Annotated in this window: 16 protein-coding genes; 12 read left to right on the top strand and 4 right to left on the bottom strand. The window is 72.7% G+C overall.

The annotated features are described in order from the left end of the window. Window positions 1-68: 68 nt before the first annotated feature. Window positions 69-2,843: a lysylphosphatidylglycerol synthase transmembrane domain-containing protein gene (locus B9S58_RS04450; RefSeq protein ID WP_103530824.1), complete on the bottom strand. Its 2,775-nt coding sequence runs from the start codon at window positions 2,841-2,843 to the stop codon at window positions 69-71. Window positions 2,844-3,064: 221 nt separating this feature from the next. Here B9S58_RS04450 and B9S58_RS04445 point away from each other — a divergent pair, with 221 nt between their 5' ends. The 5 genes from B9S58_RS04445 (at window position 3,065) to nudC (ending at window position 13,129) form a co-directional block, all read left to right on the top strand. Beyond that, a complete protein-coding gene (locus B9S58_RS04445; protein WP_103530823.1) occupies window positions 3,065-3,517 on the top strand; it encodes an MGMT family protein in 453 nt (150 codons plus the stop codon). A gap of 209 nt (window positions 3,518-3,726) precedes the next feature. Further along, window positions 3,727-7,182: an ATP-dependent DNA helicase gene (locus B9S58_RS04440; protein WP_103530822.1), complete on the top strand. Its 3,456-nt coding sequence runs from the start codon at window positions 3,727-3,729 to the stop codon at window positions 7,180-7,182. A gap of 73 nt (window positions 7,183-7,255) precedes the next feature. Beyond that, entirely contained in the window at window positions 7,256-10,684 is a 3,429-nt protein-coding gene (locus B9S58_RS04435; RefSeq protein WP_103530821.1) for an ATP-dependent DNA helicase, read from the top strand. A gap of 10 nt (window positions 10,685-10,694) precedes the next feature. Further along, a complete protein-coding gene (locus tag B9S58_RS04430; protein ID WP_103530820.1) occupies window positions 10,695-12,089 on the top strand; it encodes a dipeptidase in 1,395 nt (464 codons plus the stop codon). Between the two features lie 83 nt (window positions 12,090-12,172). Continuing rightward, window positions 12,173-13,129, top strand: coding sequence for an NAD(+) diphosphatase (gene nudC, locus B9S58_RS04425; protein WP_103530819.1), 957 nt, complete (start codon window positions 12,173-12,175; stop codon window positions 13,127-13,129). 84 nt (window positions 13,130-13,213) lie between these two features. On the opposite strand, the gene B9S58_RS04420 is transcribed toward nudC, so the two are convergent. Then, window positions 13,214-13,468, bottom strand: coding sequence for a glutaredoxin domain-containing protein (locus tag B9S58_RS04420; RefSeq protein ID WP_006127421.1), 255 nt, complete (start codon window positions 13,466-13,468; stop codon window positions 13,214-13,216). Window positions 13,469-13,702: 234 nt separating this feature from the next. Between B9S58_RS04420 and B9S58_RS04415 the strand changes: the two genes are divergently transcribed. The 5 genes from B9S58_RS04415 (at window position 13,703) to B9S58_RS04395 (ending at window position 17,619) form a co-directional block, all read left to right on the top strand. Continuing rightward, complete coding sequence (locus tag B9S58_RS04415; RefSeq protein ID WP_103530818.1) at window positions 13,703-15,919, top strand: ATP-dependent DNA helicase UvrD2; 2,217 nt, start codon at window positions 13,703-13,705, stop codon at window positions 15,917-15,919. A 167-nt stretch (window positions 15,920-16,086) separates the two neighbouring features. Then, a complete protein-coding gene (locus B9S58_RS04410) occupies window positions 16,087-16,416 on the top strand; it encodes a hypothetical protein (protein ID WP_103530817.1) in 330 nt (109 codons plus the stop codon). Between the two features lie 176 nt (window positions 16,417-16,592). Beyond that, the gene (locus B9S58_RS04405) at window positions 16,593-16,961 is read left to right on the top strand and encodes a WhiB family transcriptional regulator (RefSeq protein ID WP_103530816.1); all 369 of its coding nucleotides are present in this window, start codon (window positions 16,593-16,595) and stop codon (window positions 16,959-16,961) included. Continuing rightward, window positions 16,958-17,317, top strand: a complete 360-nt coding sequence (locus tag B9S58_RS04400) for a hypothetical protein (RefSeq protein ID WP_103530815.1) — start codon at window positions 16,958-16,960, stop codon at window positions 17,315-17,317. Before B9S58_RS04405 ends, B9S58_RS04400 begins: the two co-directional genes overlap by 4 nt. 98 nt (window positions 17,318-17,415) lie before the next feature. Beyond that, window positions 17,416-17,619: a hypothetical protein gene (locus B9S58_RS04395; protein WP_103530814.1), complete on the top strand. Its 204-nt coding sequence runs from the start codon at window positions 17,416-17,418 to the stop codon at window positions 17,617-17,619. A 46-nt stretch (window positions 17,620-17,665) separates the two neighbouring features. On the opposite strand, the gene B9S58_RS04390 is transcribed toward B9S58_RS04395, so the two are convergent. Both B9S58_RS04390 and B9S58_RS04385 read right to left on the bottom strand, forming a co-directional pair. Next, window positions 17,666-19,114, bottom strand: a complete 1,449-nt coding sequence (locus B9S58_RS04390; RefSeq protein ID WP_103530813.1) for an AarF/ABC1/UbiB kinase family protein — start codon at window positions 19,112-19,114, stop codon at window positions 17,666-17,668. 64 nt (window positions 19,115-19,178) lie between these two features. Beyond that, window positions 19,179-20,417 carry a ThiF family adenylyltransferase gene (locus B9S58_RS04385; protein WP_103530812.1) on the bottom strand — a complete coding sequence of 413 codons (1,239 nt, stop codon included), beginning with the start codon at window positions 20,415-20,417 and terminating at the stop codon, window positions 19,179-19,181. A 248-nt stretch (window positions 20,418-20,665) separates the two neighbouring features. Between B9S58_RS04385 and B9S58_RS04380 the strand changes: the two genes are divergently transcribed. Together B9S58_RS04380 and B9S58_RS04375 are read left to right on the top strand one after the other, a co-directional pair. After that, window positions 20,666-21,289: a M48 family metallopeptidase gene (locus B9S58_RS04380; protein WP_103530811.1), complete on the top strand. Its 624-nt coding sequence runs from the start codon at window positions 20,666-20,668 to the stop codon at window positions 21,287-21,289. A gap of 120 nt (window positions 21,290-21,409) precedes the next feature. After that, window positions 21,410-21,919, top strand: a 510-nt coding sequence (locus tag B9S58_RS04375; RefSeq protein ID WP_146063459.1) for a TerD family protein, incomplete at its 3' end; no start/stop codon positions are given.

Here is a 21,919-nt window from a genome sequence, read left to right as displayed (position 1 = left end):
GGGAGCGCGGCCGGGCGCGGTCCATGCGGGTGGCGGCGGCCGCTACCGCCGCCGGGCGCACGCTCGGATCACAGCTCGCCCTTGCGGGTCAGCTGGTTGAAGGCGAGCCACCCCGGCAGCACCGGCAGCCACAGCGTCATCACGCGGTACAGCAGTACCGCAGGCGCCGCGACCTCCGGCGGCAGGCCGACCGCGATCAGGCCCAGCGTCAGCGCGCCCTCGACCGCGCCCATCCCGCCCGGAGTCGGGGCCGCCGAGCCGATCGCGTTCCCGGCGAGGAAGACCACCGCGATGCTCGCGTAGCTCAGCTGGGGGACGCCCGGGCCGCTGAACGCCCGGATCGAGGCGTCCAGGCAGAGCACGAACAGGCCGGTCAGGAGCAGCATGCCGCCGATGCCGGTGAGCAGCTTCTGCGGCCGCTGGACCACGTCCAGCATGCGCGGCACGACCCCCGCGAACAGCGAGCGCACCCGCGTCACCACGAACTTCCGCAGGAACGGGATCGCCGTCACCACCAGCACCAGCACCGCGACCGTGAGTAGACCCGCGATCACCGTCCGGGACGGGGTCAGCGAGTCCGGGGTCTTCTCCGTACCGGTGAGATAGCCGAACAGTGCCAGCAGCAGGATGTGGGCGCCGAGCCCGAAGAGCTGGGAGGCGCCGACGCTCGCCACCGCGAGTCCGGGGCGCACCCCGGCGCGCTGGAGGAAGCGGGTGTTCAGGGCCACGCCCCCGATGGCGGCCGGCGCGACGATCTTCACGAACGAGCCGGCCACCTGAGCCTGCACGGTCTTCAGGAACGGCACCCGCTCCGGCACGAAGCCCAGTAGGCTCATGGCCGCCGCCACGTAGCTCAGCGCCGAGAAGCCGAGGGCCGCCGCCACCCAGCCCCACTCCGCCTGCTCCGCGACCGTCCCGAAGTTGGCCTGGGTGACCTGGGAGATCAGGAAGTACGCGGCGATGGCCCCGGCGATGAAGCTGAACAGGGTGCGCGGCTTGATGCGCTCCAGACGGACCGGTTCGACCGGGGCCTGCGGGCGGATCAGCAGCACCTGACGGCGGATCTGGGCGAGCAGATCCTCCTCGCGGGCCTCCTCCAGCGCATCGTCGATGGCGCGCTTCTCGGCCTGCTTCTCGGTGCGCAGCGACTTGCGCTCCGCCTTGGGGTCGGCCTTCCCGCCCGTCGCGGGGTCCGCCGTGAGGCCGGCCTTCGCCTGCTTGGCCGCCTGCGAGGCCTCCACGACCGCCTCCCGCTCGCGCTGCGAACGCTCACGGGCGATCCGGCGCAGCGTCGCCCGGGTGGAGCGGCTCAGTGCGATCGGCTGGAGCAGCGGCAGACAGTCCGCCACCACGTCCGGGCCGAGCACGGCCAGCGCCCCGGCGACCGACCGCTCGGCCCCCACCCGCAGCCCCAGCGTGGTCAGCAACTGGGCCACGTCCATCCGCAGCACCAGATCACCGGCGGCGATCTCCCCGCCGCGCAGATCCGTCACGAACGCCCTGCCGGAACGATCCACCAGAAGGGCGTCACCGGTGAGCCTGCGGTGCGCGATCCGCCGCGACTGGAGCGCCTTCACCTGCTGCCAGGCGCTGCGCACCAGGTCGTCGGTGATCTCCTCGTCCTCCATCGAGTCCAGCGACCGGCCACCGATGTGCTCGTAGACGAGCATCACCGCGTCGGGACCCAGCTCCGAGGTGGCGATCAGCTTGGGCGCGTTCGCCCCGGCGGCGATGGCCGCGTACGCGAGCAGCGCCTCCTGCTCCAGCGCCTGGCGCAACGACTGGATGGAGCGTCGCTGGGTGATCCCGCGCAGGGTGAGCCGCCGCCAGGCCCGGTAGAAGAACCCCTGGGCCTGCTGCTCCCGGTCGACGACGGTGACGTCGAGCGGTGGCCCGTCCTCCAGGGTGACCAGATAGCGCCGCCCCCGGTCGTTGTGGTCGGCGTTGTCCGGGAAGTCCTCGGCGCGCATCGCCGCGACCGGGCGGAAGCCCACGTGCCGCAGACCCGCCATCAGGTGCTGGCCGGTGGGGCGGACGTTCGGCGAGCCGACCGCGTACAGCGTCCCGTACGCCACCGTCCAGCCGATCAGCACGGTGAGGATGATCGAGAACGGGGTGGTGTACCCGCCGACGAGCATCGCGAACGCGTCGAGCAGCAGCACCACCCACAGGACCACACGCCAGCGCGGCCGCCGCGCCATCCCGACCGCCGTCATGTACGCGATGACCGGTGCGAGATAGCCGTGCACCGGGTCGGTCAGCCCGCCGGCCGTCTGCGGCTGGGTCAGCGCGTCCTGGATGGTGCCGGGAGCGGTCCGCGACACCCAGAGGTCGGTGGCGAGCGTCACCCCGTGGGCGAGCACGGCGGCGAGCACACCGTCCGCGATGCGCAGCCCGTCGCGTTTGATGAGGCGTTCGATGGCGAAGGCGACCGGCACCAGCAGCACGGCGATGCTGGACACCAGACCGGCGATCTTGATCAGCAGATCGGGCGCCTGCTCGGTGCCCTTGGAGATGTCGTCCTCAAGACCGGTGGTGGTGCCGTGGGCGAACGCGGCGACTGAGAGCAGGACCGCGATCGCGAGCACCCCGATGAGCAGCCGCATCAGGTCGGAGGGGCGGTGCACCCGGGCGGGGAGCAGCGGCTCGTCCCCGGAGACGCGGTCGCTCGGAGCGGCGTCGGCGGAGGCCAGGGTCGAACCGGCCAGATGCCCGGTGGTGGACGCCGTGGGACCGTCGGCGCGGGGTGCACCCGAGGAGGCGCGGGGTGCTCCCGAGGTCTCGGGACCGCCCTGCGGGCGCTCCCCGGCATCGGAGGCGTCCGCCGCCCTCGGTGGCTGCACGCCCTGCTCCTTCGTCGCCTCTGGTTCGTCTTCGTGTTCTGGTATCACCGGTCACCGCCCGCATGATGGTGGCACGGCCCGCAGACGGAGGAGGGCATCAGGGTGCGTTGCACGGGCGCGGGAAGCGCAACATACGCTCCTTTGCACCTGCGTGCACGCTGTGTGTCCGGACGGTCACCGCTTCTGCCGGGCTGTCGGTGGCGTACGGCAGGATGGGGCGGATGAGCCAGGACCAGACGGACGGGGGCGGCTCCGGCACCGCCCCGGCCGGCGCCGAACTGCCGGACTACGCGGAGCGTGTTCTCGACGTGGCCGATCTGATCCCGCCCGGCCGGGTGATGACGTACGGCGACATCGCGGAGTGGCTGGGCGATGGAGGACCCCGCCAGGTCGGCCGGGTCATGGCACTGTACGGATCGGCCGTGCCGTGGTGGCGCGTGGTCCGCGCCGACGGGACGCTGCTCCCCGCCCACGAGCTGCGGGCGCTGGACCACTACCGCGCCGAGGGCACCCCGCTGCGCGAGACGTCGCGCCGGGTGGAGGGGCACATCCCGCGGATCGACATGCGGCGCGCCCGCTGGGACGGAAGCGGTGATCCGGGCGGCCAAGGCGGTCCAGGCGGTCGGGTCGTTCCGGGCGGTCCGGACCGCCCGGGCGAGGAAACTCACACCTGACAGCTTCCGCCACCGGCCTCCGGCAGCGGCGGCCCGACGCGGCAGCGCACGTGACGAGGGACGCAGCGCAGTCGCCGCCTCCCGCGCCGTCGCTGGCGTAGCGTCGTCATCGCGCGGCACGCTCCGCCCCCTTCCTCTTCCGCTGTCGCACCGACCCTGTTCCTCATCACCAGTACACCCACGCACATCCACCAGGACCGGCGATCCACGTGAGTTCCTCCTCCACCCGGCACAGTCCGCACCGTGAGTCACGGCCGCGGACCACGGGTGCGTACCGTCTGGTGCGCACTCCGCCGGGTTCGGTGGATCCTCCTCTCCTGGACGCAGGCCAGCGCGCGGTGGTTGACCACCCCGGCGGCCCGCTGCTGGTCCTCGCCGGGCCCGGCACCGGCAAGACCACCACCCTCGTCGAATCCGTCGCCGCGCGGGTGAACCGGGGCGCCGACCCGGCCCGCATCCTCGTCCTCACCTTCAGCCGCAAGGCCGCCGTCGAGCTGCGGGACCGGATGGCAGACCGCCTCGGGGCGGCCCGGGGCCCGCAGGCGACCACGTTCCACTCGTACTGCTACGCCCTGGTCCGGGCCCACCAGGACGCCGACCTGTTCGCCGATCCGCTGCGCCTGCTGTCCGGGCCCGAGCAGGACGTCACCGTCCGCGAACTGCTCGCGGGCCAGCTCGACCTGGAGAAGGAGGGCCTGGCCCACGTCCGCTGGCCGGACGAGCTGCGGTCCTGCCTGACCACGCGCGGCTTCGCCGACGAGGTGCGCGCGGTGCTGGCCCGCAGCCGCGAGCTCGGTCTCGGCCCGGACGCACTGGCCGCCTTCGCCCGCCGCACCGGCCGCCCGGACTGGAGCGCGGCGGCCCAGTTCCTCGCCGAGTACCTCGACATCCTCGACGCCCAGGGCGTCCTGGACTACGCGGAGCTGGTGCACCGAGCGGTTCTGCTCGCCGAGCGCCCCGAGGTCGCGGAGCGGCTCGCGGGGAATTACGACGCGGTGTACGTCGATGAGTACCAGGACACCGACCCCGCCCAGGTGCGCCTGCTGCACGCGCTGGCGGGCAACCGCGGGCGCGCGCCGGAGCACACCCGGGAGCACGGGGCGGACGCGGGGACCGGGCGGACGCTGATCGCCTTCGGCGACCCCGATCAGTCGATCTACACGTTCCGGGGCGCCGACGTGAACGGCATCCTCGACTTCCCGGACACCTTCCGCCGGGCGGACGGGGGCCCCGCGCCCGTGGGCGTGCTCACCACCTCCCGCCGCTCCGGGGCCGGACTGCTGGCCGCGACCCGGCTGCTCACCCGCCGGATGCCGCTGACCCGGCTGCCCGGCGACACGGTCCGCGCCCACCGCGAGCTGCACGCCGTGCGGGACGGCGGCCGCGTCGAGACGTACACCTACCCGACCGCGTCATCGGAGCTGGAGAACATCGCGGACCTGCTGCGCCGCGCCCACCTGGAGGACGGGGTGCCGTGGCAGGAGATGGCCGTGCTGGTACGGGCCGGAGGCCGCTCGCTGCCCGCCGTCCGCCGCGCGCTCACTTCCGCCGGCGTACCCCTGGAGGTCGACGGCGACGATCTGCCGCTGCGCCACGAACCGGCCGTCGCCCCGCTGCTGACGGCGCTGCGGACGGTGGCCGCGGCAGCGCTGCACACCGCGCGGGCCGACGAGACGGACCAAGGGGGCCCGGCGGGCGGCGGCATCTCTTCGGGCCCGGCGGGCGACGGCACCTCTCCGGCCCCGGCGGATGACGGCACCTCTCCGGACCAGGAGCAGGGCACGCCCCCCTCCTGGCTCGACACCGAGACCGCCCTCACCCTCCTCACCTCCCCGCTCGGCTCCATGGACGCCGCCGACCTGCGCCGACTCGGCCGGGCCCTGCGCGACGAGGAACGCGCCGCCGGGATCCGGGTCCCCGCACCCTCCGACGCACTGCTGGCCCGCGCCCTGGCCGAGCCCGAGCGGCTCGTCACGCACGACCCGGCGTACGCCCACGGAGCGCAGCGCCTCGGCGCGCTCCTGCGCAAGGCCCGCGAGCTCCTCGAAGGCGGCGGCACCGCCGAGGAGGCCCTGTGGACCCTGTGGAACGGCACCCCCTGGCCCGGCCGCCTGGAGCGGGCCGCGCTGCGCGGCGGGGCGGGCGGGCGCAACGCCGACCGTGATCTCGACGCGGTGTGCGCCCTGTTCGACACGGCCGCCCGCGCCGAGGAGCGCACCGGCGGGCGCGGTGCCCTCAACTTCCTCGAAGAGGTCGACGCCCAGGACATCGCCGCCGACACCCTCTCCCGGCGGACCGCCCGCCCCGACGCCGTACGCCTGATGACCGCTCACCGCTCCAAGGGCCTGGAGTGGCGGCTCGTCGTCGTCGCCGGGGCCCAGGAGGGTCTCTTTCCCGACCTGCGCCGCCGGGGCTCCCTCCTGGAGGCGGACCGGATCGGCCGCGACGGGCTCGCCGAACCCCTCACGCCCGGGGCGCTCCTCGCCGAGGAGCGCCGGCTGTTCTACGTCGCGGCCACCCGCGCCCGCGAGCGCCTGATCGTCACCGCCGTGAAGGCCCCCGCCGACGACGGCGACCAGCCCTCCCGCTTCCTGACCGAGCTGGGCGTCGAACCCCGCGATGTCACCGGCCGCCCGCGCCGCCCTCTCGCCGTCGCCGCGCTCGTCGCCGAGCTGCGCGCCACCACGGTCGACCCGGCCGTCTCCGACGTCCTGCGGGAGGCCGCCGCCCACCGCCTCGCCCGGCTCGCCGCGCTCACCGACGACGAGGGGCAGCCACTGGTGCCCGCGGCCCACCCGTACCGCTGGTGGGGCCTGGAGGAGCCGACCCGCTCCGCCGTCCCACTGCGCGACCGCGACCAGCCCGTCACCCTCTCCGGCAGCGCGCTGGACCAGCTCGCCAACACCTGCGCCCTCCAGTGGTTCCTGGGCCGCGAAGTGAAGGCCGACGCCCCGGCCACCGCCGCCCAGGGGTTCGGCAACGTCGTCCACGTGCTCGCCGACGAGGTCGCCTCCAGCCGTACGCCCGCCGATCTCGACGTCCTCATGGAGCGCCTGGACTCCGTCTGGAACGGCCTCGCCTTCGACGCCCCCTGGAAGTCCGAACAGGAGAAGGACCACGCCCGCGCCGCCCTGGAACGCTTCCTGCACTGGCACGTCCTGGACCGGGGCGGCCGGGAGCACACCGCGAGCGAGCACGACTTCGACGTGACGCTGGAGGCGGGGGAGTACGCCGTCCGCATCCGGGGCTCCATGGACCGGGTCGAACAGGACGCCGATGGCCGGGCCTACGTCGTCGACTTCAAGACCGGCAAGGGCGCGCCCACCAAGGACGAGGTCGCCGCCCACCCCCAGCTCGCGGTCTACCAGCTCGCCGTCCGCGAGGGCGCGGTCGACGACCTCTTCGACGGCCGGCGGCCCGAACCCGGCGGCGCCGAACTGGTCCAGCTCCGTCAGCCCGCCCCCAAGAAGGAGGGCGGCGACGCCTTCCCCAAGGTCCAGGCCCAGGAGCCACTGGCGGGGGAGTGGGTCTCCGACCTGCTCGCCACCGCCGCCGGAAAGGTCCTGGACGAACGCTTCACGCCCACCACCGGAACCCACTGCGCCCACTGCACCTTCCGTGCCGCGTGCAGCGCGCAGCCGGAGGGGCGCCAGGTGGTGGAGTAGCGCCAGGTGGTGGAGCAGGGCCTTTCGTGGGCATCGGCGTGGGCTGTCGGTGGGCCCGGTTACCGTTGACCGGGTGTCCTCACGCATCACCGATCCCGAGCAGCTCAAGGAGCTCCTCGGGATCCCGTTCACCCCGGAGCAGACGGCCTGCATCACCGCGCCGCCCGTCCCGCAGGTGATCGTGGCCGGAGCCGGGTCGGGCAAGACCACGGTGATGGCCGCCCGCGTGGTCTGGCTGGTGGGCACCGGACAGGTCGCGCCCGAGCAGGTCCTCGGCCTCACCTTCACCAACAAGGCGGCGGGCGAGCTGGCCGAGCGCGTCCGCAAGGCGCTGATCGCGGCCGGGGTCACCGACCCCGACGTCATCGACCCGGACAACCCCCCGGGCGAACCCACCATCTCCACCTACCACGCCTTCGCCGGCCGCCTCCTCACCGAGCACGGCCTGCGCATCGGCCTGGAGCCGACCACCCGCCTCCTCGCCGACGCCACCCGCTACCAGCTCGCGGCCAAGGTGCTGCGCGAGGCCCCGGGCCCGTACCCGGCGCTCACCCGGTCCTTCCCCACCCTGGTCAGCGATCTCCTGGCGCTCGACGGGGAGCTGTCCGAACACCTCGTACGCCCCGGCGCGCTGGACACGTACGACACCGAACTGCTGCACGCCCTGGAGAACGCAAGGCTCAGCAACGCCGACCTGCGCAGGATCCCCGAGACCGCCGAGGCCCGCCGCTCGCTCCTCGGCCTCACCGAGCGCTACCGGGCCGCCAAGCGGAGCCGGGACCTGCTGGACTTCGGCGACCAGATCGCCCTCTCCGCCGAGCTGGCGCTGACCCGGCCGGAGGTGGGGGAGATCCTGCGCGACGAGTTCCGGGTCGTGCTCCTCGACGAGTACCAGGACACCTCGGTCGCCCAGAGACTGCTGCTCTCCGCGCTGTTCGGCAGCGGTACGGAAGCGGGGACGGCCGCACCCACCGGCCACGCGGTGACTGCCGTGGGCGACCCCTGCCAGGCGATCTACGGCTGGCGCGGCGCGTCCGTCGCCAACCTCGACGACTTCCCCGAGCACTTCCCGCACGCCGACGGCACCCCTGCCACCCGCTACAGCCTCAGCGAGAACCGCCGCAGCGGCGGCCGCCTCCTCCAGCTCGCCAACGGCCTCGCCGAACCGCTGCGCGCGATGCACGAGGGCGTCGAGGCGCTGCGCCCCGCCCCGGGCGCCGAGCGGGACGGCACCGTCCGCTGCGCCCTGCTGAACACGCACAGCGAGGAGATCGACTGGCTCGCCGACACCCTCGCCCACCTCGTGCGCACCGGCACTCCGCCCGGCGAGATCGCCGTCCTGTGCCGCACCGCCGGGGACTTCCCCCAGATCCAGGCGGCGCTGGTAGCCCGGGACATCCCGGTCGAGGTCGTCGGCCTCGCCGGACTGCTGCACCTGCCCGAGGTGGCCGACCTGGTCGCCGTCTGCGAGGTTCTCCAGGACCCGGGGGCCAATGCCTCCCTGGTCCGCCTCCTCACCGGACCGCGCTGGCGCATCGGCCCCCGTGACCTGGCGCTGCTGGGCCGCCGCGCCCGTCTCCTCGTACACCGGGCCGGCCACACCGACGACGCCGAAGCGGACCAGCGGCTCGCGGAGGCGGTCGAGGGCACGGACCCGGCCGAGGTGATATCGCTCGCGGACGCGCTGGACACCTTCCTGGTCGCGGGGGACGCGGCCGACGACGGGCTGCCGTTCTCCGCCGAGGCCCGCGTCCGCTTCGCGCGCCTCGCCCGGGAGCTGCGCGACCTGCGCCGCTCGCTCGCGGACCCCCTGATGGACGTCCTGCACCGGGTCCTGGCCACCACCGGCCTTGAGGTCGAGCTGTCGGCATCGCCGCAGGCACTGGCCGCCCGCCGCCGCGAGACCCTCGCCAACTTCCTCGACACCGCGGCCCGTTTCGCCTCCCTCGACGGTGAGGCGTCGCTGCTCGCCTTCCTCGGCTTCCTGCGCACCGCCGCGCAGTACGAGAAGGGCCTCGACAACGCGCTGCCCGGCGGTGAGAACACCGTGAAGGTCCTCACCGCCCACAAGTCCAAGGGCCTGGAGTGGGACGTCGTCGCCGTGCCCGGACTGGTCACCGGCCAGTTCCCCAGCGGCCAGTCCCGGGAGGCGTGGACCGCCCAGGCCAAGGTGCTCCCGCACGCCCTGCGCGGCGACGCGGCGACGCTCCCGGCCGTCGAAAGCTTCGATGCCAAGGGGCTGAAGGCGTTCAAGGAGGAGATGAAGGAGCACCAGCACACGGAGGAACTGCGCCTCGGCTATGTCACCTTCACCCGCCCCCGCTCCCTGCTCCTCGGCTCCGGCCACTGGTGGGGCCCGTCCCAGAAGAGGACGCGCGGCCCGTCCGCCTTCCTCGACGCGCTGTACGAGCACTGCGCCGCGGGCCACGGCGAGATCGAGGCCTGGGCGGACGAGCCCGCAGAGGACGAGGAGAACCCGGCCCTCGCGGCGCCCGGCACCGACCTGGCCTGGCCGCTCCCGCTCGACGCCGACGCCCTCGCCCGCCGCCGCGCAGCCCGGGACACGGTCCTGGCCCACCTGGAGCGCATGGCCCACACCGGTGAGCTTCCGCACGGGAACGAGACACCGGCGTACGACCCCGAGCCCGATGACGTACCGATCGGCGAAGCACCGATCGACGAGGACTGGGAGTGGGACGAGCTGCCCACCGAGCGTCCCCCGGGCGCACCGGACGCGGCACCGCACCCGCCCCCGCACATCCCGGCCGCACGTCACCCGCAGGAGGACCCGGCGGAGCGGCTCACCCCCGAGGAGGCCCGCACCCTCGCCTCCTGGGACCGTGACCTGGACTCCCTGGCCGGGGAGCTGCGCCGCGCCCGCGCCACCGTGCGCGAGGTCCTCGTGCCCGCGTCGCTCTCCGCCACCCAGCTGCTGCGGCTGGCCGAGGACCCCGACGCCTTCGCCCGGGAGCTGGCCCGGCCCATGCCCCGCCCGCCGGGGCCCGCCGCCCGCCGTGGCACCCGGTTCCACGCCTGGGTGGAGTCGCGGTACGAGGAACTTCCGCTGCCCATGCTCGGTCCCGACGAACTGCCCGGGGGCGACGAGAGCGAGGTGGAGATCGCCGACGAGCGGGACCTCGCCGAGCTCAAGGAGGCGTTCGAGCGCACGGCGTACGCCCGGCGCACGCCGTACCGGGTGGAGACCCCCTTCCAGATCACCCTCGCGGGCCGGGTGATCCGGGGGCGTATCGACGCCGTCTACCGCACGGATGACACCTACGAGATCGTCGACTGGAAGACCAGCCGCCACCGCACCGCCGACCCGCTCCAGCTCGCCGTCTACCGGCTGGCCTGGGCCGAGCTGCACGACCTGCCGCTCGACGCCGTCACCGCCACCTTCCTCTACGTACGCAGCGGGGAGACCGTCCATCCACGGGGGCTGCCCGGCCGGGCAGAACTGGAGCGGATCCTGCTGGACGAGCCCGCCCCCGAGGGCGGATAGGCTCAAGAACATGAGCGAGACCCCGGACAGCGCCGTCCGTACGTACACCGAACAGCACCGCGCAGCCTTCCTCGACGACCTCGCGGAGTGGCTGCGCATCCCGTCCGTATCCGCGCAGCCGCAGCACGACGGGGACGTACGGCGCAGCGCCGATTGGCTGAGCGCGAAGCTCAGGGAGACCGGCTTCCCGGTCGCCGAGATCTGGGAGACCCCCGGTGCCCCGGCGGTCTTCGCCGAGTGGCCCAGCGAGGACCCGGACGCCCCGACGGTCCTGGTCTACGGCCACCACGACGTGCAGCCCGCCGCCCGCGAGGACGGCTGGGCGACCGACCCGTTCGAGCCGGTGATCCGGGACGGCCGGATGTACGGACGCGGCGCCGCCGACGACAAGGGCCAGGTGTTCTTCCACACCCTCGGGGTCCGCGCCCACCTCGCCGCGACCGGCCGCACCACCCCGGCCGTGAACCTCAAGCTGCTGATCGAGGGCGAGGAGGAGTCCGGCTCGCCGAACTTCCGCGCCCTGGCCGAGCAGCGGGCGGACCGGCTCGCCGCCGACGCGGTGATCGTCTCCGACACCGGCATGTGGGACGAGGACACCCCGACCGTCTGCACCGGCATGCGCGGCCTCGCGGAGTGCGAGATCGAGCTGTCGGGACCCGCCCAGGACATCCACTCCGGATCGTTCGGCGGAGCCGTCCCCAACCCCGCCACCGAGATCTCCCGCCTGGTCGCCGCCCTCCACGACGAGGACGGCAGGGTCGCGGTCCCCGGCTTCTACGACGGGGTCACCGACCTCACCGACACCGAGCGGGCGCTCTTCGCCGAGCTGCCCTTCGACGAGGCCACCTGGCTGCGCACCGCGAAGTCCGGGGCCGCGTCCGGCGAGTCCGGGTACTCCACGCTGGAGCGCGTCTGGGCCCGCCCCACCGCCGAGGTCAACGGCATCGGCGGCGGCTACCAGGGCGCCGGCAGCAAGACGATCATCCCCTCCTCCGCCCTGGTGAAGATCAGCTTCCGGCTGGTCGACGGCCAGGACCCCGAACACGTACAGCGGGCGGTCCGCGCCTGGGCCGAGGCCCGTGTCCCGGCGGGCGTCCGCCACCGGATCGCCTTCCAGCCCGCCACCCGCCCCTGCCTGACCCCGCTGGACCACCCCGCCCTGCGGGCCGTGGCCCGTGCGATGGGCCGGGCCTTCGGGAAGAAGATCCTCTTCACCCGCGAAGGAGGCTCGGGCCCCGCCGCCGACCTCAGGGACGTACTCGGTGCCCCCGTCCTCTTCCTCGGCATCTCCGTACCCTCCGACGGCTGGCACGCCCCCGACGAGAAGGTCGAACTGGACCTCCTCCTCAAGGGCGTGGAGACGACCGCCCACCTGTGGGGCGAACTGGCCACGGCACTGAGCTGAATACCCGGAACTCCGCTGAATCCTCTGCACACCTCCACGTACCTGTGCACACCCGATCCACCCAGGGGGAGTAGGAAGCACCTGTGAGCACCTTCGACAACGCCACCGCAGACCGCCCGATCGGCCTCACCGCGCCGAGCGGCATCGACCGCGCGGCACACCACCGCCTCGACGAGGCGTGGCTGGCCGTGGCGTGGAGCCACCCGACGACCCGCGTCTTCGTCGTATCCGGCGGGCAGGTGCTGATCGACGACACCCCCGACGGGGGCACCGGGATCGTCATGACCCAGGCCTTCGAGGCCCCGGTCACCGAGACCCACCGGTACTTCCTCGGCACCGACGAGGACGGTGTCAGCTACTTCGCGCTCCAGAAGGACACGCTGCCCGGCCGCATGGACCAGTCGGCCCGGCCCGCCGGACTCCGCGAAGCAGGTCTGCTCCTCGGCCCCCGCGACGCGGGCCTGATGGTGCACGCCGTCGCCCTGGAGAACTGGCAGCGCCTGCACCGCTTCTGCTCCCGCTGCGGCGAGCGCACCGTCATCGCGGCGGCCGGTCACATCCGCCGCTGCCAGGCCTGCGGGGCCGAGCACTACCCGCGCACCGATCCGGCGGTCATCATGCTGGTCACCGACGACCAGGACCGGGCCCTGCTGGGCCGCCAGGTGCACTGGCCGGAGGGCCGCTTCTCCACGCTCGCCGGGTTCGTCGAGCCGGGGGAGTCGATCGAGCAGTCCGTGGCGCGCGAGGTGTACGAGGAGGCCGGCATCACCGTCGGAGAGGTCGAGTACATCGCCAGCCAGCCGTGGCCGTTCCCCTCCAGCCTCATGCTCGGCTTCATGGCGCGGGCGACTTCCTTCGACGTCACCGTCGACGGCGAGGAGATCGAGGAGGCCCGCTGGTTCTCCCGCGAGGACCTCACCGCCGCCTTCGAGTCCGGCGAGGTCATGCCCCCGTTCGGCATCTCGATCGCGGCCCGGCTGATCGAGCTCTGGTACGGCAAGCCGCTCCCGAGGCCCGGCGGCGCGAAGCGGACCGGCTGAGCACCACCTCCGGACACGGGAATGCCCCCGGCGATGCCGGGGGCATTCCCGTGTCCGCGACGGGCGGTCGTTCCAGCAGCCGGATCAGGCGGCGAGCGCCTGCTTCACCTGGGCGAGCGACGGGTTCGTCATGACCGACTCGGTGCCCGAGGGGGCCACGATCAGCAGCGTCGGGACCGTCTGGTTTCCGCCATTCGCCTTCTCGACGAACGCGGCCGACTCCGGGTCGTGCTCGATGTTGACCTCGTTGTACGCGATGCCCTCGCGGTCCATCTGGCTCTTCAGCCGACGGCAGTAGCCGCACCAGGTGGTGCTGTACATCGTCACAGTGCCCGCCATGTCGCTGGCGCTCCTTCGTCTCGTCCGTACCGCTGCGCGGCCGGCAGCGTCACTTGCGGTCCGGCCGCTGTCCGCACCCGTCCCGCACGGTTAAGGAACGTACGGGACGCCGCCGCCATTCCCACACCACACCCCCCGGGACGGGCCCCGCACCGCCACGTTCCGGTACGACGAATAGCTCACCCCTGTGGACAACCGCCGCATCCGCCCCCTGGGACCTGGCAGCATGGCGGGGTGACAGCAGCAACGCACTCCACCCTCTTCCCACAGGTTCCCGAGACCCCGGACGCCGTGCTCGACGGGCTCGACCCCGAGCAGCGCGAGGTGGCTCTCGCCCTGCACGGACCGGTGTGCGTGCTGGCCGGAGCCGGTACGGGCAAGACCCGTGCGATCACCCACCGCATCGCGTACGGGGTGCGCGCGGGCATCCTCCAGCCGGCCACCGTGCTCGCCGTCACCTTCACCAACCGGGCCGCCGGAGAGATGCGCGGCCGTCTCAGGCAGCTCGGCGCGACCGGCGTCCAGGCGCGGACCTTCCACTCCGCCGCCCTCCGACAGCTCCAGTACTTCTGGCCGAAAGCAGTCGGTGGCGAGCTGCCCCGGCTGCTGGAGCGGAAGGTCCAGCTGGTCGCCGAGGCCGCCGCCCGCTGCCAGCTCCGGCTCGACCGCAACGAGCTGCGCGACGTCACCAGCGAGATCGAGTGGGCCAAGGTCACCCAGACCGTCCCCGCCGACTACCCGGCGGCGGTCGCCAAGACCCGGCGGGACGCCCCCCGCGATCCGGCGGTCCTCTCCCAGATCTACTCGATGTACGAGCAGCTCAAGCGTGAACGCTCGGTGATCGACTTCGAGGACGTGCTGCTGCTCACCGTCGGCATCCTCCAGGACCGTGGCGACATCGCCGAGCACGTGCGCGGCCAGTACCAGCACTTCGTCGTCGACGAGTACCAGGACGTGAGCCCGCTCCAGCAGCGGCTGCTCGACCTCTGGGTCGGTGACCGGGACGATCTCTGCGTCGTCGGCGACGCCAGCCAGACGATCTACTCGTTCACCGGGGCCACCCCCGACCACCTGCTGAACTTCCGCACCCGCCACCCCGGGGCGACCGTGGTCAAGCTGGTGCGGGACTACCGCTCGACGCCCCAGGTCGTGCACCTCGCCAACGGCCTGTTGAGCCAGGCCCACGGCAAGGCGGCCGACCACCGGCTGGAGCTGGTCTCCCAGCGCGACAAGGGCCCCGAGCCCGTCTACACGGAGTATCCCGACGAGCCCACCGAGGCCGAGGGCACCGCCCGGCGCATCCGCGACCTCATCGCCGCGGGCGTGCCGGCCGGCGAGATCGCCGTGCTCTACCGCGTCAACTCCCAGTCCGAGGTCTATGAGCAGGCACTCGCGGACGCCGGGGTGCCCTACCAGCTGCGCGGTGCCGAGCGGTTCTTCGAGCGGGCCGAGGTCCGCGAGGCGGGCACCGCCCTGCGCGGCGCGGCCCGCGCCGGGCGCAACGACTCCCTGCTCGACGAGGCGGAGGGGCTGCCGTCCCAGGTGCGGGCGGTGCTCTCCACCAAGGGCTGGACCAGCCGTCCGCCCGCCGGATCGGGGGCCGTGCGCGACCGCTGGGAGTCGCTGGCCGCGCTGGTGCGCCTGGCGGAGGACTTCGAGACGGCGAAACCCGGGGCGACCCTGACCGACCTGGTCCGTGAGCTGGACGAGCGGGCGGCCGCCCAGCACGCCCCGACGGTCCAGGGGGTGACCCTGGCCTCGCTGCACTCGGCGAAGGGCCTGGAGTGGGACGCCGTGTTCCTGGCCGGCCTGACCGAGGGCATGATGCCGATCGCCTACGCCAAGACCGACGAGCAGGTCGAGGAGGAGCGGCGCCTGATGTACGTCGGGATCACCCGCGCCCGCGTCCACCTCTCGCTCTCCTGGGCGCTGTCCCGGTCACCGGGCGGCCGGGCGAGCCGGCGGCCGACCCGCTTCCTGAACGGGCTCCGGCCGGGCTCGACGGCCTCGGGCGCACGGAGCGGGGCCGGCGGCGGCGGAGGAATCGACCGGGGCACCGGCCGGGCCGCCGTCGAGCGGACCCCGGCCGTCGAGCGCAAACCCAGGAGCCCGGTGCGCTGCCGGGTCTGCGGACGGACGCTCACCGACGCGGGCGAGATGAAACTGATGCGCTGCGAGGAGTGCCCCTCGGACATGGACGAGGGGCTGTACGGGCGGCTGCTCGACTGGCGGGCCGGGCAGGCGGCCCTGCTGGGGCAGCCGGACTTCTGCGTGTTCACCGAGAAGACCCTCATGGCGATCGCCGAGGCCGTGCCGTCCACCGAGGGCGAGCTGGTCGTCATCGCCGGCGTCGGCAACCGGAAGCTGAGCCGCTTCGGCACCGACGTTCTGGCCATCTGCGCAGGTGAAGCGGTTGATGGCGAGCCCGAGGAGAGCATCGACGAGACCTGAGAAAAACTCGTCCAGAAAATAGTTTGCGCCCGCCCCAGTCGTCACCATAGGTTCTTAACCACGGGAACAGCGACTTCTCTGAAGCCCTGATTCCGTGCTGTACTTATCCGAATACGCAGGACCGGTCCCGGCCGGTCCCCCTGAGACGCCGAGAGGAGGCGATTGAAGTGATCAGCATCATCGAAACCCAGAAAATGACCGATCTCTCGGTCGTCTCCGCCTGCTCGCTCGGCCTCACCCGCTCCTCGGCTGCTTCGCTTCGCGCCACCGGTCTGTCCGGCATCTCTGCCGCCCGTCCGCTGTCCCCGGCGAGCCTCCCCGTGATGCGGGAGCGCAATGAGCGACCGATCGAGGCACCGGCAGCAGCAGTAGCGAAGGCAGCACAGGCTCACGCCTATGCCTTTGCGGCAGCCGGTGCCGGAGCCAAGAAGCAGACGCAGCAGCACCACACGATGTGGGCCTTCCGTGGGCCTGAACCCTGGAGTGATCCAGCCTGATCCAGCATCAGGCCGGCGCCTTCAGGGCCGCGGAACCCCACTCGGGATCCGCGGCCCTTTTGTTTTGTCCGAACGGACGAGACGGAACGAAGGAGCCTCGGGACAAGCAGGACCTGGTACCAGCAGCCGCCAACCGGCCAACAGGCCGGCACGACCAGACGAGGACACCACCCACCGTGCACATCGAAACGCACGCCCCGTCAGTACCGCTTTCCGACTCGATCTCGCCGCCCGGCTCCACGGAGGACTCCACCTTGACCCCGCTCACCACGCTCACCGCGCTCGACGACGCCATCGAGAACCTCGGCGTGCCCGTCCCCTGCCGCTCCTACGACCCGGAGGTCTTCTTCGCCGAGTCGCCGGCCGACGTGGAGTACGCCAAGTCCCTCTGCCGCACCTGCCCGCTCGTCGAGGCCTGCCTCGCCGGGGCGAAGGACCGCCGCGAGCCGTGGGGTGTCTGGGGCGGCGAGCTCTTCGTCCAGGGCGTCGTCGTGGCCCGCAAGCGTCCGCGTGGCCGTCCGCGCAAGAACCCGGTCGCAGCGTGACCGCGACCTGTGGGGTCCCCACCCCCACACGCAGACTGCGCCTCGGAACGATCGACCGCCCCCAGACCCATGACCCCCGGAATCAGGCACCAATGATCACCCCCACGAAGGAGCCCGTCGGCTCCGCCACCCCCGACGTCACCATCATCGGCGCGAACGACTCGCGTCAGAACAGGACCCGCGAAATGCAACTCATCCCAGAAGCCCTGGCTCGTGCGCATATGCACGACCGCCTGCGGGAGGCCCAGAGGGACCGCCAGTCGGTCCGCCTGATCGCCGCCCGCCGGATGCAGCGCCGGGCGGAGCGCGCCTCGCTGCGCGCCCGCCGCGCGCTGGCCATGGCGGTCATGCACTGACCGTGCAGCCATCACCCCACCGCGGGGCCGTCCGTATCCGGGCGGCCCCGCGGTGCGTTGTGCCGTCGACCGTCCGTTCGCGGGGATATCGTCGGGAGGTGGACGAGGAGACGCATCCCCCCGAACGACCCGCTGCGGAAAGCGTGGTGTGCGCCCGCTGCGGCACCGCCGCCGAAGGCGACACGGCCCCTGCGACCTGGCTCTGCGCCGTGGAGGACGGACGCCGGCTCCACTTCTGTGAGGGCTGCGCGCGCCTCCACATCCGCGCGATCGAGAGCCGCCTCGACTCACTCTGGTGGTGACCGCCCACCCGCCCCCCCCGACCCCGCCTCCGGCCCCCGGCCCGGCCTACGCCTCCACGGTCTCGCCCTCCGGCTCCGGCTCGCTCTCCTTCTCGGCGTACTCCGTCGCCTCCGCATCCGTGTCCTCCGCGAGGAACCCCGGCAGCCACGCTTCGAGCTCGTCACGCAGCCGGACCGTCGCGCCGAGCTGGCACAGCACCCCGATCGTGCTGAGCGTCACCCGGTGTATCAGGACGTAGGACGGGGGAAGGTTCAGCTGCCTGCCGAGCTGATGGGCGGGGGAGCGCGGATCGGCTATCCGGGCCGCCTGTTCACGGATCCAGCCCCGGCCGAAGGTGAACTCCTCCACCTGTGTGGGCTCGATGATCGGGAGCAGGTAGTCGAGCACCTCATCCGGATCCAGGTCGATCGACTCCTTCACGAAGCCCTCTGCCCGCAGCAGCCCGTACACCCCCGCCGCGTCGCCCTCCAGCGTCAGCCGCAAGGAATCGCCGATGGTCCGCGGCAGTCCGCCCGGAAGCCGGTCGACCGTGCCGAAGTCCAGCACCCCCAGCCGCCACGAGTCGACCGGGCCACCTTCCTCCTCCGCGTGTTCCGGGTGCTCCGCGTCGTCCGCCGCCGGGGGCAGCAGCCGGAAGTTGCCCGGATGCGGGTCGGCGTGCAGCAGCCCGGTGCGTGCCGGACCGGAGAAGAGGAAGCGGGCCAGCAGCTGCCCCGCACGGTCCCGCTGTTCCGCCGTACCCTCCGCGATGATCTCGGACAGCGGGATCCCGTCGATCCACTCGGTCACCAGCACCTGGTCGGACTGGTGCACCACCTGAGGGATCACCACATCCGGGTCGTCCGTGAACTCCGCCGCGTGCTCCCGCTGCGCCTGTGCCTCCAGCTCGTAGTCCAGCTCCTCCGACGCCCGGTCGCGCAGCTCCTTGATCAGCGGCTTGACGTCCACCCCCGGGACCAGCGGGCCGAGCAGTCGGGCGAAACGGCTGAGCTGGGCGAGGTCGGAGAGCAACGCCTCGCCCGCGCCGGGATACTGCACCTTCACGGCGACCTCGCGGCCGTCGTGCCACACCGCCCGGTGCACCTGCCCGATCGAGGCGGCGGCCGCCGGTGTGTCCTCGAACTCCAGGAAATGCTCCCGCCAGTCCTCCCCGATCCGCTCGGCGAGAACCTCGTGGACCGTGCGCGCGGGCAGCGGCGGCGCGGCCTCCTGAAGCTTGGTCAGCGCGGCCCGGTAGGGACCGGCGACTTCCTCGGGCAGAGCCGACTCGAAGACGGAGAGGGCCTGGCCCAGCTTCATGGCCCCGCCCTTCAGCTCGCCCAGGGTCTTGAACAGCTGGTCCGCCGTGCGCTGCTGCACCTCACGGGCGACCAGCTCGGCCGACTTTCCGCCGATCCGCTTGCCCAGCCCCCAGGTGGCACGGCCGGCGAAGCCGAGCGGAAGCGCGGCCAGCTTGGCCGTACGCGTAACCGCCTTCCGGGGAAGATCAGACATGTGCCCCTCCAGTTCCCAGACTGCCGTGCCGCTCGGGTCTCCGGTGTCACCCCGGCGACGGCGGTCACCCCGCCATTGTGTCCTGTGCCGGAACACCACCGGAGGCCCGTTCCCTCCCGGCACCTCCGGCCGTCCCGCAGGAACATTCCGGGTGTGGGCCGATCGGCTCGGAACGCCAGTCCAACAGCGGTAGGGCGGCCTCCCAGCGAGTTCCGGTACTCGCCGGGAGGTCCCCGTCCAGAAACGCGAGGGCGTGTGCCGCGGCGAGACCGGCGACCGCCGTCGCGAGCGCCAGATCGCAGGCGGGCGCCGCTTCCCGTCGCCCGGAACGCCACTGCGCCAGCATCCGGGGCCACTGCGGATCCCGGTCCGCACGGTGCAGTTCCAGGCAGCCGGCGCAGCCGGTGCCCCCGGGCAGGACAAGAGGGCCGACCAATCCCGTGGCCTCGATCACCCCCGCGTAGAGATGAGGAGTGCCCGAAGCGATCCAGGGGCCGGCCGTGTCCACGACGGGTGCGTACACCGCGAGACCGTCCCGGGGAGCGACGACGACCAGGGACAGACCGGGCTGTCCGGCGCTCCCCGCCAGGTCGGCCCCCGCCCTGGCTCCGGCGGTTGCCGGGCCCCCTCCCGGACGCTCCGGCCCCGTTCCGTTCGTCCCCGTGCGGCCCGCTCCTGCCCCGTCCGCCCCCGTTCGCCTGGGAGCGGGCCCCGGTGCTGACCGGCGGACGAGCTGGCGGGCCGCCACGTCGCGCCGTTCCCCCACGGACGCCGGCGGGAGGCCCCCGGGCGCCACGTCCCAGGGCTCGGCCCGGCCCCCGTCGAGCACTTCCACCTGCCCCACCCCCGCACCGGACAGCACCGAGGCGATGGACGCTCCGACCCGGCCCGCTCCCCGCACCTGGACCCGCATCGCCCGCCGGGCCGCCATTTGGCGCAGGCTGCCGCCCGGGTCGGGGCGGACGACCGACAGCGAGGCCACATCGGGACGTTGGCGGTCCATCACTTCGACGCGCCTGCGCAGGGCATCCGCTCCCGGGCCGGCCGACCTCGGGTCGTCCAGGAGTCCTGCCTCCGCCAACCGTCCCAACAGGAGGTTCACATGACGTTCCGGCAGGTCCAACGCGCGTGCCTCCTCGTGCAGGAGCGGCAGGCCACGTGTGCCGTCGAGCAGTTCCAGAAAGCTCCCTGTGGCGATGTCCACCGGTCCGAGCGTCACGGCATGTGCGGGTGTCACACCGAATTGCACGGTGTTCCGTCCGCGCCAGGCGCGACGCAGTGCGGGCTTCAGCATCGGATACATGACCTCTCCCCCCGAGTGGTGTCGCGGGCACGGGTGCGCTCGCGGACCAGGTGATCCGCGGAGCCTTTTCCGCAGGACCTCCGCCAGAATGCGGGGCCGCGTCGAACCGTGAGCGGAGTTGTCCACAGGCGCGGGGTGCTAGTCGTTCAAGCCCTTAATCGTTCAAATGGTGCAAGCTGCGGAGTGGACCGCCGCGGAACCGTTCGCGGGGCGGGACTTCCCCCATGGGCAGCGGGTAACGTCGTGGCGTGCCCGCCGACCCGTCGTCCGGCTTCGCCGGGGAGACCCCCGCGCGCAGCGCCGGAAGCCATCAGCGCAGCGCGGCAGCCCATCCGCCCCGCGCTTCGGCGACGAGCGCGGTCGAGGTCCGCAGGAGCACCCGGCGCAGGAGAACAGTCTCCGCGTACCGGGAGGGCGGCCGCACGATCGTGCTCATCCCCGCCCGGATGTCGGAGGCGGAGGAGCGGCGCTGGGTGGGCGTGATGCTGGACAAGCTCGCGGCCCAGGAGAGCAAGCGGGTCCTGGGCGACACCGAGCTCGCGGAGCGAGCCGTGCGGCTGTCCGCCCAGTATTTCGACGGCCGCGCCCGGCCTGTCTCGGTGCGCTGGGTGACCAACCAGAACACCCGCTGGGGCTCGTGCACCCCGGCCGAGGGCAGCATCAGGCTCTCGCACCGGCTCCAGGGCATGCCGGAGTACGTCGTCGACTACGTACTCCTCCACGAGCTGGCGCATCTGCTCGTTCCCGGACACGGTCCGGGGTTCTGGCGGCTGCTGGAGGCGTACCCGCGCACCGAGCGCGCCCGCGGGTATCTGGAGGGTGTGGTGGCGGCCGATCAGCTGCCCCACCTGCCCGCCGCCCGCGAGGAGTGACCGGGGCCGGTCACGTTCGCCGATTCTGTACCGGGTGTGTACCGGCTTGGTCCGATGTCCTTGTTTGCGGTTAGCCTGACGCGACGCATTTACCTTCGGGATGGGGGACGGTCGTTACGCATGGCCAGGGAATTCCAACGCGGCCACAAGGCCAAGATCAGTGATCTCACGCCAGGGACAGATCTGTACGTAGGCGTGCAGATCGCAGCCCCGGGGCTGACTTTCGACATCAGCTGCTTCGGCCTCGATGCCAACGAGCAGCTCTCCGACGACCGGTACTTCATCTTCTTCAACCAGCCGAAATCGCCCGAGGAGTCCATCCAGCTCCTCGGTGCGCAGTCCGGTGACACCGAGTCCTTCCGCGTCACGCTCGACCGCATTCCGGCAGCCATCCAGAAGCTCTCCTTCACCGCGACGCTCGACGGTTCCGGGCAGATGTCCCAGATCGGTCCGGGGTACATCCGGATCGTCGCGGGCGGTGAGGAAGTGGTGAGGTACGCCTTCACCGGGTCGGAGTTCACCACCGAGCGCGCGGTGATGCTCGGCGACTTCTACCTGAAGGACGTCTGGCGCTTCGCCGCCGTCGGGCAGGGCTTCGACGGCGGTCTCGACGCGCTCCTGAAGAACTTC

It is taken from the genome of Streptomyces sp. SM11 (assembly GCF_002910905.1).
Taxonomy (GTDB): domain Bacteria; phylum Actinomycetota; class Actinomycetes; order Streptomycetales; family Streptomycetaceae; genus Streptomyces.
Note: the sequence above shows the minus strand (reverse complement) of the source record. Positions and strands in the feature narration are given on the sequence as shown.